Source organism: Stenotrophomonas indicatrix (assembly GCF_002750975.1).
Lineage (GTDB): Bacteria > Pseudomonadota > Gammaproteobacteria > Xanthomonadales > Xanthomonadaceae > Stenotrophomonas > Stenotrophomonas indicatrix.
This window is the reverse complement of sequence record NZ_PEJS01000001.1, coordinates 23,976-36,635: the sequence shown is the minus strand read 5'-3', so window position 1 is coordinate 36,635 and position 12,660 is coordinate 23,976. Positions and strand designations below refer to the sequence as shown.

Here is a 12,660-nt window from a genome sequence, read left to right as displayed (position 1 = left end):
GCCGAGCCCCTGCTCGGCGCCTTCTGCGTTGCAGGCCTGGGCCGGGCAGGCGCTCGGCGCTGCCTCAGCCGGTCATTCCTGTTCCGGCAGCGGCGGGATCGACGAAGCGCGCTTGGGCTCGGCCGCGTTGGCGGCAATCAGGTCGCGGGTGTTCTTCTGCACCGCCACCGCGCCAAACAGCGACAGCGCGAATGCCATGCCGTAGAAGCCCTTTTCGCTCAGCACCAGGGTGGCGTTCCACAGGCCGACCAGCAGCAGCAACAGCGCCGACAGCAGTGCGAACCAGCACAGCGCGTAGTACAGGCCGCTCACCGGAATGGCCTCGACGCGGTCGCGCACGCTCTTCTGCAGCGATACCGCTGCAAACAGGCCGAACAGCAGCAGGGTCAGGTAATAGCCCTTTTCGTTCAGCGGCATCTCGGCATTGAACAGGCCGACCAGGTAGGCCACCGCGCCCAGCAGCAGGGCCACCCACGAGGCGGCGATGAAGGCGGGCGAGGGTCGATGGATGAGGGGTGCGTTCATTGCAGGTCCTTGGCAGACAGGCGGGCAATGCTTTGCCCGGGCGACAACACCCTAGACGATCCGCGCCATGCCGCACAGGGGGGAGCAGGACCTTCGGGCCACGACCGTCACCGCCCCGGTGGTATACAAGGGAGAGCCTGGCCATCCGCATCCCCTTCCGCTGGAGATACCCATGACCCGCACGCCCCTGCTGCTCGCCCTCGGCCTGCTGCCGATCCTCGCCACCACCGCCTGCAACGCGGCCGGCCCTGATGCGTCTGGCCAGAAGGCCCCGGCGACCGCCGCGGCCAGCGCAGACCAACGTCCCTTCACCGCCACCGAGGTCAGCCGGTTCGACCAGCCGTGGGCGATGACCTTCCTGCCCGATGGCAGCCTGCTGGTCACCGAAAAGCGCGGCAAGCTGCAGCACCTGGACCTGGCCAGCGGCCAGAAACATGAGATCACCGGTGTGCCGAAGGTCGCCTACGGCGGCCAGGGTGGGTTCGGTGACGTCATCCTGCATCCGGATTTCGCCCGCAACCATGTGGTGTACGTCAGCTACGCCGAGGAAGGCACGCTGGACACGCGCGGCGCTGCCGTGGCCCGTGCCACCCTCGCCCTCGATGCCAACGGTGGCGGCCAGCTGAAGGACCTGAAGGTGATCTGGCGGCAGACGCCGAAGGTCAGTGGCGAAGGTCACTACGGCCACCGCCTGGCCTTCGGCCCGGACGGCAAGCTGTGGATCAGTTCGAGCGAACGGCAGAAGTTCGATCCTGCGCAGGACATGAGCGGCAATCTGGGCAAGATCATCCGCCTCAACGACGACGGCAGCCTGCCGGCCGACAATCCGTTCGCCTCGCAGGGCGGTGTGGCCGCGCAGGTGTGGTCGCTCGGCCACCGCAACGTGCTGGGCATCGCCTTCGATGCCAACGGCAAGCTGTGGGCGCAGGAGATGGGCCCGGCCGGCGGCGATGAGCTGAACCTGATCGTGCGCGGTGCCAACTACGGCTATCCGATCGTGTCCAACGGCGACCACTACGACGGCCGTCCGATTCCCGACCATGACACCCGCCCGGAGTTCGCCGCACCGAAGGTGACCTGGAACCCGGTCATTTCCCCGGCCGGCCTGATGTTCTACAGCGGCAGCCTGTTCCCGCAGTGGAAGGGCAGCGCCTTCATCGGCGGGCTGTCGTCCACCTCGCTGGTGCGGGTTGCCTTCGACGGCGACAGCGCGCGCGAGGCCGAACGCTTCAACATGGGCGAGCGCATCCGCGAAGTGGAACAGGGCCCGGACGGCGCGCTGTGGCTGCTGGAAGACGGCAGCAAGGCACGGCTGCTGAAGCTCACGCCGAAGGCCTGACGGCCGGGTGGTGCCGGCTGCTGGCCGGCACCTGCAGGAGCCCTGGTTGCCGGCCCGCGGCCGGCACTACCGATCTGGAACGGCCCTGCATACGGGGCCGTTTTCGTTACTGGATGGTGCCGACCTTCACCTCGGTGCGCGTGCAGGCCTTGTCCAAGCACTGGCCGGTCAGCCAGACCTGGCCATCGCCGATCATCACGCCCTGCTGGTTGACGAACACCGTGCCGAAGTCCTGCGCGGACACCGCCTTGACCACCGCCGGGGTGATGATCTTTTCGTAGTTGCGCTGGAATTCACCGGGCCCGGTGATCTTCCTGCCACCGCTGATGTTCAACGGGAAACGCACTTCTTCAACCACCGCCGCGCGATCGCCACCGACCACTGCGGTCTTGAAGGCAGTGAATACTTTTTCATACTGCGCCGCATCGCCGAGCAGCGTCTCGATGCGCGCGCGGGCGTCGTCTGCCGCCGCAGGTGCTGCGGGGTTGGCAGCATCGGCCGGCGTCGCAGCCGCATCCTTGGCGTGCTCCGCCGCAGCCTGTGGCGCGGCGACCGCATCGGGCGTGGTGCTGGCGGCCGCCTCGGCCGGCGTCGCGCCCGTCATCGGCGGAGGCGCATCGGCGGCAGGTTCGGGCGGCGGTGCCGGCTGCGAGCACGCGGCCAGCAACAGGACAGGAACAAGGTAGGCCATCGTGCGCATGCGCGGTCTCCATCGGATCAGGCTCCGATGGTAGCGCCGGGCCGTGCCCGGCGTGTTCGCCATGGGTGAGGACGCCGGGGATGGCCCGGCGCTACTCATTGCCAGTAGATCCACGCCATGCGTGGATGCTCTACCGATCAGGCCTTCAGCAGTTCGAACTGCACCGCGTCACCGGCCATCGACGAGGCGCACACCCACACGTCGAACAGGCCCGGCTCGGCACGCAGCACGCCGTCGCGGCCGGTGAATGCCAGCTGTTCACGGGTCAGGGTGAACACCACCTCGGCCGACTCGCCCGGCTGCAGGGCCACCTTGCGGAAGTCCTTCAGCTCGCGCACCGGCCGCACGCGGCTGGCCACGCGGTCGTGGATGTACAGCTGCACCACTTCCTCGCCGGCCACGCTGCCGGTATTGGTCAGCGTGGTGGTCACGGTCAGGGTGTCGTCCCAGCCGACGCGCGCAGTGCTCAGCTGCGGCACGCCGTAGGCGAAGGTGGTGTAGCCGATGCCATGGCCGAACGGGTACAACGGCTCGTTCGGAATCTCGCGCCAGCGTGCCTTGAATTCCGACATCGTCGGCAGTTCCGGGCGACCGGTGCGCGGGTGGTTGTAGAAGTACGGCTGCTGGCCGGACACCTGCGGGAAGCTGACCGGCAGGCGGCCGGAGGGGCTGTAATCGCCGAACAGCACATCGGCCACGGCATGGCCGGTCTGCGTGCCCAGGTACCAGGTGATCGCAACGGCATGCGCATTGCGCACCGCGCCCTGCAGGGCCAGCGCGCGACCATTGCGCAGCAGCACCACCAGCGGCTTGCCGGTCATCGCCACCGCTTCGGCCAGCGCCTGCTGTGCCGGCGGCAGGGTGATCTCCACGCGCGACTGCGCCTCGCCGCTGTAACGCTGCGGCTCGCCCAGCGCCAGCACCACCACGTCGGCGCGCAGCGCAGCGGCCACGGCCGCCTCGGTGCCACCGGCAATGGCGGCTTCCAGTTCGCATCCCGGCACCACTTCCAGCAGCGCGTCATCGCCGATGGCCGCGCGCACGCCGGTTTCCAGATCCACGTAACGCTGCTTGTCGCCGAACAGCGTCCAGCAGCCTTCGATGTTGTCGCGGTCCTGCACGAACGGGCCGATCAGCGCGATCTTCTGACCGTTCTTCTGCAGCGGCAGCACGTTGTCGCGGTTGTTCAGCAGCACGATCGAACGGCGCGCGGCATCGCGCGACAGTTCGTCATGGGCGTCGATATGGGAGGTATCGGCTTCGCGCGCCGGGTCCAGCGAGCGGTACGGGTCGTCGAACAGGCCGATGGCTTCCTTCAGCCACAGGATGCGGCGCACGCCTTCATCCAGCACGCTCATCGGCACCTCGCCGCTCTCCACCAGGCCCGGCAGGTGCTCGGCGTAGAAGCCGCTCTGCATGCTCAGGTCCAGGCCGGCGGTGAACGCCTTGGCGGTGGCATCGCGGTCGTCGGCGGCATAACCGTGCGCGACCAGTTCCATGTCGGCGGTGTAGTCGGAGATCACCACGCCCGGGAACTTCCATTCACCGCGCAGGATGTCGGTCAGCAGCTCGGCGTTGGCGCTGGCCGGCACGCCGTTGATGTCGTTGAACGAGGACATCACGGTGATCGCGCCAGCGTCGAAGGCCGCCTTGAACGGCGGCAGGTGCACATCGCGCAGGGTCTGCGGCGAGATGTCCACCATGTTGTATTCCATGCCGGCCATCACCGCGCCATAGGCGGCGAAGTGCTTGGGCGTGGCCAGCAGCGAGTCGGCGGCCCGCAGGTCGCTGCCCTGGAAGCCACGCACGCGGGCAGCGGCGAAGGCACAGCCCAGTACCACGTCCTCACCGGCACCTTCGGCACCGCGGCCCCAGCGCTGGTCACGGGCGATGTCCACTGCCGGTGCGTAGGTCCAGTGCAGGCCGGCAGCGGTGGCTTCAACCGCAGTGGCGCGCGCGGTGCGCTCGGCCAGGTCCGGCTCGAAGCTGGCGGCCTCGCCCAGCGGAATCGGGAACACCGTGCGCATGCCGTGGATGACGTCGGCCGCCAGGATCACCGGGATGCCCAGGCGGCTCTCCTCGGTGGCGACCTGCTGGATGCGGCGGCCGAGCTCGGCGCCGACACCGTTGAACAGCGAGCCGACCTTGCCCTCGCGCACCTGCTGCAGCACCTGGTCGGCATTGCGCACGTTGGCTTCCGGGTTCACATCCGGGGCGAACGGGCGGACCATGTCCGCGAAGACACCCAGCTGGCCGACTTTTTCCTCGACGGTCATCTGGGCAATGAGGGATTCGATGCGATCGGAGGCCACCGGCAGTCCTTGATGAAAACGTTTACAAGCCCGGCATTCTAGCGATCCCGGACGATTTGGCGAGAGGTTTCGTCATTCAGTTTCAGCCACCAGCCGGATCCGTACGGTCTGGCCGGGGGCATCGCAGCTTACTCCGAGCCGGCCAACTGGCGCTGCCCGGCCATCAACATCGCGTCGCTGGACGCCTGGAACACCCGCAGGCCAAAGGCCGGCAGGATCGCCAGCAGGTGGTCGAAGATGTCCGACTGCACCGCTTCGTATTCGCCCCAGGCGGTGCTGCGGGTGAAGCAGTACAGCTCCAGCGGCAGGCCTTCGGTGGTCGGCTGCAGCTGGCGCACCAGCAGGGTCATATCGGTATGGATGCCCGGGTGGCTGGCCAGATAACGCTCCACGTAGGCGCGGAAGGTGCCCAGGTTGGTCACCCGGCGGCTGTTGACCTCGGCCACGCCCTGCTCGCGCAGGCGCCCGTTCCACTGGCCCAGCTCCTGCTGCTTGCCGCGCAGGTAGTCGCCCAGCAGGGCGAACTGGCCGAGGAAGGCCAGGTCCTGTTCCTCCATGAAACGCACGCTGTGCTGGTCCAGGAACAGCGCGCGCTTGATCCGGCGGCCACCGGCCTCCTGCATGCCGCGCCAGTTCTTGAACGACTCGGTCACCAGCTTCTTGGTCGGGATGGTGGTGATGGTCTTGTCGAAGTTCTGCACCGTCACCGTATGCAGGGCGATATCGATGACATCGCCGTCGGCATTCTGGCTGGGCATCTCGATCCAGTCGCCGATGCGGATACGCCCATCACCACTGATCTGCACGCTGGCCACCAGCGACAGGATGGTGTCCTGGAAGATCAGCATCAGTACTGCGGTGGCCGCGCCCAGGCCGGTGACCAGGTAGCGCAGGTCGACACCGGCGAGGGTGGCAACGATCGACAGCCCGGCGATCACGAAGATGATGATCTTGGCGACCTGCAGGTACCCCTTGATCGGCTTGTTGCGCGCCTCGGGGCGACGTTCGTACAGGTCGTTGGCCGCATCCAGCGCATGCGACAGCGCCAGCACCACGGTCAGGATCGCCCACGCCTGGCAGGCACCGATGATGAAGCCGACCAGGCCCGGCGGCAGGTCCGGCACGATACGGATGCCCGAGGCGATCACCTGGCTGGGCACCACGTTGGACAGCCGCGAAATGACCCGCATCAGATGGCTGCCGCGGCCGGTATCGGCGCCGGGCAGGCGGTTGAGCAGGCGACGCAGGCCGCGCAGCAGGATGCGCTTGGTCACCCAGTTGGCCAGGCCGGCGGCAACCAGCAGCGCCGAGATCATCAACGCCAGGTAGGCGCCAGGATAGGGTTCCAGTGTGTTCTGCAGCTTTTCCAGCCACTGTACCGCCACCACTGCGTCCACCATCGGTTGTCTCCTTCTTCATTGCTGTTGAGGTTGCCGACCAGCGGCCGGCACTACCGGGGGTTGCCAGCCGACGGCCGGCGCTACCGGCGTGTCAGTCCCGCGAGCGTTCGATGATCACGCCGACCGCACGTGCACCGCGCACCGCCCCGGGCTTGCTCAGCTTCAGGCGCAGCCACTTCACGTCGAACTCGTCCAGCACGATCTGCGCGCAGCGCTCGGCCAGGGTCTCCACCAGGCCGAATTCCGATTCGCGCACGAACTGCTCCAGGCGCTTGCTGACTGCCTTGTAGTTCAGGGTATGGGCAATGTCATCGCTGGCGGCCGGGCGACGGTTGTCGAACCCCATCTCCAGATCGAACACCAGGTCCTGGCGGATCCGACGCTCCCAATCGTAGATGCCGATCAGGGCGTCGATCGTCAGCCCTTCGATGAAAACCTTGTCCATTGCGGTTACCAGCCGGAAAACAGGCGGCCATGGTAACGGGACGGCAGTGAGCCTGCCCGGAACGGAGGCGGGTCGCCAGGCATTCGCAAGGTCTGGAAAAGACAAAGGGCCCTGCTAGCGGGGCCCTTTGGTACTACCGTTTTGTCCCCGGGGGGAGCTTTCTCAAGCCGCGGGTCCCGGTGGCGCAGGCACTGAGGTTAGGCAAGGACCCAATCGCCGGTCAAGGCCAATTGCGACAAAGCAACTCACGGAAACGTCCGAGCCGAAACACAGGAAATCGGTCACGCAGGCAACGGCGTTCCCCGATGGTGATCGCCGCCGTCTCTGGCCAGCATCGACCCTTCCTTCACCACCGCACATCACGATGGCTGCATACGATGCATTGAGGCGCGCTCTGTCAGCGGAGCGCCTGTCGACCTACGAGAGAATTGCATCGGCCTGCAGCCCGGGTGTCACCGCCGAATCCCTGTACCTGTGGAACATGCGGATGTGCGGTGCGCTGATGATGCCGCTGCATCTATGCGAAGTTGTCATCCGCAACGCAGCCGCATCGGCGCTGGCCCGGCAACATGGGCCTCGATGGCCGTGGAATGATGCCTTCCGACGCAGGCTGCCGGCATCTTCATCCGCTTCGGCGAGAACCGCACTGGAACTGGTCACCGGCCGTACCACCGACACGCCCGAGATCGTCGCCAACCTGCCGATGGTTTTCTGGCAGCAGCTCTTCACCTGCCGCTTCGACGCTTCGCTGTGGATACCAGCACTCAGCGGTGTTCTACGCCATGCGCCTTCGGCCCATCCCAGCGTCACCAGGAAAGCCATCCACGCAGACATCGGACGCATCCGCCACCTGCGCAACCGCATCGCCCACCACGAACCGATCCTTGAGCGCGACATCGGCGCCGACCTGGCCGCGATCGGGCGGCTGATCCACGCCCGGTGCCCGCACACGCTGGCATGGCTGCAGCGCCATGAACGGGCCACCACGGTGCTGGCGGCCTCGCCGTTGGCAGGGCGTCCATAATGCGTCCGCCGGGCATGGCCCGGCGCTACCGGTTGCGGGGCTTCACACCGCCGGCAGCGTCGCCATGTCCCAACGCGGCGTGACGTCCACCTTCGGCGGGCTGTGCTGGCCCGCCAGCAGGCGCAGCGCGCCGGCGAAGGCGATCATCGCGCCGTTGTCGGTGCACAACGCCGGCCGCGGGAAGCAGGCGCGGCCGCCGAGGCGCTCGGCCATCTGCTGCAGGCGGGCGCGCAGGCGCTTGTTCGCACCCACGCCGCCGGCCACCACGATCACATTGGTGCCGGCCGCTTCCAACGCGCGTTCGCACTTGATGCACAGGGTCTCGACCACGGCGTCTTCAAAGCCACGGGCGATGTCGGCGCGGGTCTGCTCGCTCTGGTCGCTGTCGCGCCAGGCCATCAGGACCTGGGTCTTCAGGCCGGAGAAGCTGAAATCCAGGCCCGGGCGGTCGGTCATCGGCCGCGTGAAGCGGTAGACGCCCGGCGTGCCCTGCTCGGCCAGCGCGGCCAGCTGCGGCCCGCCCGGGTACGGCAGGCCCATCATCTTGGCGGTCTTGTCGAAGGCTTCGCCTGCGGCGTCGTCCAGGGTTTCGCCCAGCAGCCGGTACTGGCCGATGGCATCGACGGCCACCAGCTGGGTATGGCCACCGGACACCAGCAGGGCCACGAACGGGGCCTGCGGCGGATCGTCTTCCATCAGCGGCGCCAACAGGTGACCTTCCATGTGGTGCACGCCCACGGCGGGGATCTCCAGCGCCCAGGCCAGCGACCGGGCCACGCCGGCGCCCACCAGCAGCGCCCCGACCAGGCCGGGGCCGGCGGTGTAGGCCACCCCGTCGATGTCGTTCACACCAAGCCCGGCCTCGGCCAGCGTCTGCCGGATCAACGGCAGCAGCTTGCGCACGTGGTCACGGCTGGCCAGTTCAGGCACCACACCGCCGTACTCGGCGTGCAGGGCGATCTGGCTGTAGACCGCATGGGCGCGCAGGGCAGCGCTGCCGGCCAGGTCGGTGTCATACACCGCCACGCCGGTCTCGTCACAGGAAGATTCGATGCCAAGGACTCGCATGCCTGCTATTATGACGCCCCTGCCAACCCCTCGGGGAACTGGCAGGCCTCACTGCAATCCAACAACTTGCCCCTATTCAGGATTTGTGGCTTGCAGTTTGTTTATTCGCCACTATAATGTGCGGCTCGCCGGGCGTGACCCGGTTCTACTGTGTCCCGGAGATTCCATGCCCAGCGTCAAAGTCCGCGAGAACGAACCCTTTGAGTTTGCTCTTCGCCGCTTCAAGCGCACTTGCGAAAAGGCCGGTGTGCTGGCCGAAACCCGCAAGCGCGAGTTCTACGAAAAGCCGACCCAGGAGCGCAAGCGCAAGGCCGCCGCTGCTGTGAAGCGTCAGCTGCGCCGCTCGTCGCGCGACGTTACCAAGCGTCAGCGCCTGTACTGATCGGACGCATCTTCATTGCGGTGGGCATTCCCTGCCGCGATGGAGTCGAAGCCGGCACGCGCGAGCGTCGCCGGCTTTTTGCGTTTCCGGGCCCGGGCATCCGCCCTGCCCCACTACCACCACGAGGTTCGTCATGAGCATGAAGCAGCAGCTCACCGAAGACATGAAGGCCGCCATGAAGGGCGGCGAGAAGCACAAGCTGGGCGTCATCCGCCTGATCAACGCCGCCATCAAGCAGAAGGAAGTCGACGAGCGCATCGAGCTCGACGACACCGCCGTGATCGCGGTGCTCGACAAGATGGTCAAGCAGCGCAAGGACTCGGTCAGCCAGTTTGAAGCGGCCAACCGCGAAGACCTGGCGGCAATCGAGCGCGCCGAAATCGTGGTGATCGAAGCTTACCTGCCGGCCAAGATGGGCGAAGCCGAGATTGTCGCGGCCATCCAGGCGGCCATCGCCGAAACCGGCGCCAGCAGCGCGGCCGACATGGGCAAGCTGATGGGCGCGCTGAAGCCCAAGCTGGCCGGCCAGGCCGACATGGGCCTGGTGTCCAAGCTGGTCAAGCAGGCGCTGTCGTAAGCAACGCCAGACCCGGGTCCCTTCCGCACTGCGAAGGGACTGCGGGACGCGCTCCTGCGCACCTGCTTCACCGCGTCTTCGACGTGGTGCTGCTACAACTCCGGCATGGTTGATCCAACGTCCCACGCCCCCGAAGACAGCGCGCCGCACGGCGGCCCCGCGTCCCTGCACAAGTACATCAAGCGCCTGCAGGACAGTTTCCCGATGGCCGTCGTCAAGCGCTTCGTCGAAATCGACGTGCTGACCCAGGCCGCCTCGGTTTCCTTCTATGCCCTGCTGTCGATGGCGCCGCTGCTGGTGCTGCTGCTGTGGCTGACCGCATCGCTGTATCCGCCGGCACAGCAGGCCCTGGTCGACCAGATCAGCTCGGTGGCCGGCAGCAGTGCCGCGACCGTGGCCGAAACCGTGCTGAAGAATGCCGACAACCAGCCCGACGTCGGATCGCTGGCCGGGCTGTGGAGCACGCTGCTGCTGTTCGTTGGCGCCACTGCGGTGTTTGCCCAGTTGCAGAACGCACTGAACCTGATCTTCCGCACCAGCGGCGAACGCCTGGAGGGCATCAAGGCGTGGCTGCGCAAGCGCGTGTTCTCCTTCGGCGTGGTGCTGGCGCTGGGCTTCCTGCTGATCCTGTCGATGACCGCCACCACCGTGCTGCAGGTGGCCTTTGCGCAGCTGCCCTCGATCCTGCCGGCCATCGGCTACCTGACCAGCCTGCTGCTGTACGCGGTCGGCTTCGCCTTCATGTATCACTACCTGCCGGACCGGCGCGTGGCGTGGCGCCAGGCCTTCATCGGCGGCCTCATCACCTCGGCGCTGTTCGCACTCGGCCGCTATGGCATCGGCGTGTACATCGCCACCGTCGCACCGGGCAGCGCTTACGGCTCGATGGGTGCGCTGGTGATCTCGCTGGTCTGGATCTACTACGCCACCGTGGTCTTCTTCGTCGGCGCGCTGATGACCGCGGTGATCGATGAACGCCTGCGCGCACGCCATCATCTGCTCGCTGCCGGCATCGACCCTGGCACTGCGGCGAACGCGCCCGGGAACGTGGCCGGCAAGGGGTAAACTAGGGGGACTGACTTCCCCCCTTCCGCGTGGCTGCCGCCGCGCCCTGCCTCGTTGCCCATGGCCCGTATCCCCGACGCTTTCATCGACGACCTGCTGGCCCGCTCCGACATCGTCGAGGTGGTGGGCAGCCGCGTGCCGTTGAAGCGCCAGGGCAAGGAGTACGCCGCGCGCTGCCCGTTCCATGACGAACGCTCGGCCTCGTTCACCGTCTCGCCGACCAAGCAGTTCTATCACTGCTTCGGCTGCGGCGCGCACGGCACGGCCATCAGCTTCCTGATGAACTACGACCGCCTCGAATTCCTCGACGCGGTGGATGAACTGGCCAAGCGTGCCGGCATGGAAGTGCCGCGCAGCGAGAACCCACGCAGTGCCCAGCAGCAGGATGACAGCCGCGAGCTGTATTCGGCGCTGGACGCGGCAACCAAGTTCTTCCAGAAGAACCTTGAGGGCAGCGAGAAAGCCCGCAGCTACCTCGATGGCCGCGGCGTGGATGAAGAGAACCGCGCGCGCTTCCAGATCGGCTATGCACCTGATGGCTACAGCGGCCTGCGCGACGCACTGGGCAAGGACGAGCGGCGGATGAAGCTGCTCGACCGCGCCGGCCTGTTCTCAAAGAACGACCGCGGCCACGTCTACGACAAGTTCCGCGACCGGGTGATGTTCCCGATCTTCGACCGCCGTGGCCGGGTGATCGCCTTCGGCGGGCGCGTGTTCGAGAAGGATGACGGCCCCAAGTACCTCAACTCGCCCGAGACCGCGCTGTTCCACAAGGGCCGCGAGCTGTACGGCCTGTGGCAGGTGCGCCAGGCCAACCAGAGGATCGAGCGCTTGATCGTGGTCGAGGGCTACATGGACGTGGTCTCGCTGTTCCAGTTCGGCGTCACCCAGGCGGTGGCGACGCTGGGCACGGCGACCACGCCGGACCACGCCGAACTGTTGTTCCGCAACGCGCCGGACGTGTTCTTCTGCTTCGATGGCGACGCCGCCGGCCGCCGCGCCGGCTGGAAGGCGCTGGAATCGGTGCTGCCACGCATGAAGGACGGCCGCCAGGCCTTCTTCCTGTTCCTGCCCGACGGCGAAGACCCGGACAGCATCGTGCGCAAGGAAGGCGCCGAGGCCTTCGACGAACGCTTGAAGCAGGCCACGCCGCTGTCGCAGTTCTTCTTCGACGAGCTGACCCGCGAGATCAACCTGGGCACGCTGGATGGCAAGGCACGGCTGGCCGAGCGCGCCAAGCCGATGCTGGCGCAGATTCCCGATGGTGCCTTCGGCGATCTGATGAAGCAGCAGTTGGCACAGCTGACCGGCCTGGGCGGCAACGCGCAGGCGGGCCGGCCGCAGATGCCACAACGCGCCGCTCCGCGCACGATCCAGCCGGCGGCCAAGCGCAGCCTGGTGCGTGGCGCGATCGCCGTCCTGCTGCAGCAGCCGTCGCTGGCCCTGACCCTGGGCGGCAAGCACCACTTCCAGGGCCTGCGCCTGCCGGGCGTTGAGCTGCTGCTGGAATTGCTGGGGCTGGTCGAACAGCGCCCGGACATCAGTACCGGCGCCCTGCTGGAGCATTTCGACGGCCGCGAAGAACAGGCCTCGCTGCACACCTTGGCCGCGCAGACGCTGGCGGGCGATGAAGCGATGTGGACGGTGGAACTGCATGACGCGGTCGGCCAGCTGGAGAAGCAGCTGCTGTTCCAGCGGATCGACGACCTCAACGCCAAGCAGCGACAACAGGGTCTGGACGATACTGACAAGTACGAGATGCGCGAGCTGCTGAAGGCACGCGCCAATCTGCGCCTGTAGCGGCAGAACACATTCCCGGAGAG

The 12,660-nt window shown here is 67.1% G+C and carries 12 protein-coding genes; 6 read left to right on the top strand and 6 right to left on the bottom strand.

Annotation, left to right across the window (positions count from 1 at the left end):
* Positions 1 to 72 precede the first annotated feature (72 nt).
* Positions 73 to 525, bottom strand: coding sequence for an inner membrane protein YiaA (gene yiaA, locus CR918_RS00180; protein ID WP_025878247.1), 453 nt, complete (start codon positions 523 to 525; stop codon positions 73 to 75).
* 172 nt (positions 526 to 697) lie between these two features.
* Between yiaA and CR918_RS00175 the strand changes: the two genes are divergently transcribed.
* Complete coding sequence (locus CR918_RS00175) at positions 698 to 1,864, top strand: PQQ-dependent sugar dehydrogenase (RefSeq protein ID WP_059065755.1); 1,167 nt, start codon at positions 698 to 700, stop codon at positions 1,862 to 1,864.
* A gap of 106 nt (positions 1,865 to 1,970) precedes the next feature.
* Here the strand turns inward: CR918_RS00175 and CR918_RS00170 are convergent, their stop codons facing one another.
* The 4 genes from CR918_RS00170 to folB all read right to left on the bottom strand — a co-directional run bounded on the left by CR918_RS00170 (position 1,971) and on the right by folB (position 6,721).
* Complete coding sequence (locus tag CR918_RS00170; protein WP_099841784.1) at positions 1,971 to 2,564, bottom strand: hypothetical protein; 594 nt, start codon at positions 2,562 to 2,564, stop codon at positions 1,971 to 1,973.
* Between the two features lie 137 nt (positions 2,565 to 2,701).
* Positions 2,702 to 4,876, bottom strand: a complete 2,175-nt coding sequence (locus CR918_RS00165) for a glycoside hydrolase family 3 N-terminal domain-containing protein (RefSeq protein WP_080150739.1) — start codon at positions 4,874 to 4,876, stop codon at positions 2,702 to 2,704.
* Between the two features lie 128 nt (positions 4,877 to 5,004).
* Complete coding sequence (locus CR918_RS00160; protein WP_059065752.1) at positions 5,005 to 6,276, bottom strand: mechanosensitive ion channel family protein; 1,272 nt, start codon at positions 6,274 to 6,276, stop codon at positions 5,005 to 5,007.
* A 91-nt stretch (positions 6,277 to 6,367) separates the two neighbouring features.
* The gene (gene folB / locus CR918_RS00155) at positions 6,368 to 6,721 is read right to left on the bottom strand and encodes a dihydroneopterin aldolase (protein ID WP_025878255.1); all 354 of its coding nucleotides are present in this window, start codon (positions 6,719 to 6,721) and stop codon (positions 6,368 to 6,370) included.
* Positions 6,722 to 7,085: 364 nt separating this feature from the next.
* Here folB and CR918_RS00150 point away from each other — a divergent pair, with 364 nt between their 5' ends.
* Positions 7,086 to 7,745 (top strand): hypothetical protein, encoded by a 660-nt coding sequence (locus CR918_RS00150; protein WP_099782545.1) that lies wholly within the window; start codon positions 7,086 to 7,088, stop codon positions 7,743 to 7,745.
* 42 nt (positions 7,746 to 7,787) lie between these two features.
* On the opposite strand, the gene tsaD is transcribed toward CR918_RS00150, so the two are convergent.
* Complete coding sequence (gene tsaD, locus CR918_RS00145; protein WP_099841783.1) at positions 7,788 to 8,813, bottom strand: tRNA (adenosine(37)-N6)-threonylcarbamoyltransferase complex transferase subunit TsaD; 1,026 nt, start codon at positions 8,811 to 8,813, stop codon at positions 7,788 to 7,790.
* Between the two features lie 166 nt (positions 8,814 to 8,979).
* Here tsaD and rpsU point away from each other — a divergent pair, with 166 nt between their 5' ends.
* From rpsU to dnaG, 4 genes are all read left to right on the top strand, one after another.
* Positions 8,980 to 9,195 carry a 30S ribosomal protein S21 gene (gene rpsU, locus CR918_RS00140; protein WP_002808376.1) on the top strand — a complete coding sequence of 72 codons (216 nt, stop codon included), beginning with the start codon at positions 8,980 to 8,982 and terminating at the stop codon, positions 9,193 to 9,195.
* Positions 9,196 to 9,328: 133 nt separating this feature from the next.
* Entirely contained in the window at positions 9,329 to 9,772 is a 444-nt protein-coding gene (locus CR918_RS00135) for a GatB/YqeY domain-containing protein (RefSeq protein WP_032975623.1), read from the top strand.
* A gap of 105 nt (positions 9,773 to 9,877) precedes the next feature.
* Entirely contained in the window at positions 9,878 to 10,837 is a 960-nt protein-coding gene (locus CR918_RS00130) for a YihY/virulence factor BrkB family protein (protein WP_059065748.1), read from the top strand.
* A gap of 60 nt (positions 10,838 to 10,897) precedes the next feature.
* A complete protein-coding gene (gene dnaG, locus CR918_RS00125) occupies positions 10,898 to 12,637 on the top strand; it encodes a DNA primase (protein ID WP_099841782.1) in 1,740 nt (579 codons plus the stop codon).
* Positions 12,638 to 12,660: the final 23 nt, after the last annotated feature.